We start from the raw sequence: 1,315 nt of genomic DNA on the forward strand, positions 1-1,315 counted from the left end.
GCTCGAACAGCTCGACCTCGGCATCGCCAAGTTCGATCTCTCGTTCAACGTCCAGGAACGCCACGACAAGCAGGGCGCCGCGGGTGTCCACGGTGTGCTGGAGTACAACGGCGACCTCTTCGACCGGGAGTCCGCCACCGCCCTGGCCGGACGGTTCGAGCGGCTGCTGCGCGCCCTGATGGCCGACCCGGAGCGTCCGCTGAGCCGGGTGGACCTCCTCGCCGAGGACGAGCGGCAGCGGATCCTGGTCGACTGGAACGCCACCGCGGTGGCCGGTGCCCCCGCCGGGCTCCCGGAGCTCTTCGAGGCCCAGGTGGCGCGCACCCCGGAGGCCATCGCGGTGGCCGACGGCGCCCGCACGCTCAGCTACGCCCAACTCGACGCGTGCGCCAACGGCATCGCCCAGCGGCTCATCGCCCACGGCATCGGGCCCGAGGACCTGGTCGCCGTGGCGGCGCCACGGTCGGTGGCACTGCTGGCCGCGCTCCTCGGCGTGGCCAAGGCGGGAGCCGCGTATCTGCCCGTCGACCCGGAGTACCCCGCCGAGCGCATCGCCCATATGCTCCGCGACGCGGTGCCCGCCCTGCTGCTGACCGCCGGGGAACAGACCGCGGAACGCGAGGAGTTCGGCTCCCTCCCCCGCGTCCACCTGGACGACGTGCGGCCCGCGGAGAACGGCCCGGCCGACCGCGACCGGATCCGCCCGCTGCTGCCGCACCACCCGGCATATGTCATCTACACCTCGGGGTCCACCGGTCTGCCCAAGGGGGTGGTGGTCGAGCACGGCGCCCTGGCCGACTACCTCCGGTGGGCGGGCCGGTCCTACCCGAGCGCCGGTGGCACCGCACTGCTGCACTCGTCGGTGTCCTTCGACATGACGGTCACCACGCTCTTCACACCGCTGACCGTCGGAGGCCGGGTGTGTGTCGGGGCACTCGACGACACCGCGCCGCCGGACACCGCCCCCACCCTGCTCAAGGCGACCCCCAGCCACCTCGCCCTGCTGGACGCGTTGCCACCGCATCTGTCGCCCACCGGGGACCTTCTGCTGGCCGGTGAGGCGCTGACCGCCGAGGCCCTGGAGCGCTGGCGGGCCGCTCACCCCGCGGTGACGGTGCGCAATGTCTACGGGCCCACCGAGACCACCGTCAGCTGCGCCGAGTACCGTCTGCCGCCGGGCGCGACACCGGACGAGGGCCCGCTGCCGATCGGGCGGCCCCTCGCCAACACCCGGCTCTACGTCCTCGGCCCGGGGCTGCGCCCGGTGCCGGTGGGCGTGCCCGGGGAGCTCTATGTGGCGGGCGCGGGCCTGGCG

General features: G+C 74.1%; 1 protein-coding gene. It reads left to right on the forward strand.

Annotated features, from left to right (window positions below; translation table 11 throughout):
• The coding region (locus JK363_RS41240; protein WP_201883459.1) for an AMP-binding protein at positions 1–1,315 on the forward strand (1,315 nt) is incomplete at both ends.

It is taken from the genome of Streptomyces coffeae, from assembly GCF_016741875.1.
Lineage (GTDB): Bacteria > Actinomycetota > Actinomycetes > Streptomycetales > Streptomycetaceae > Streptomyces > Streptomyces coffeae.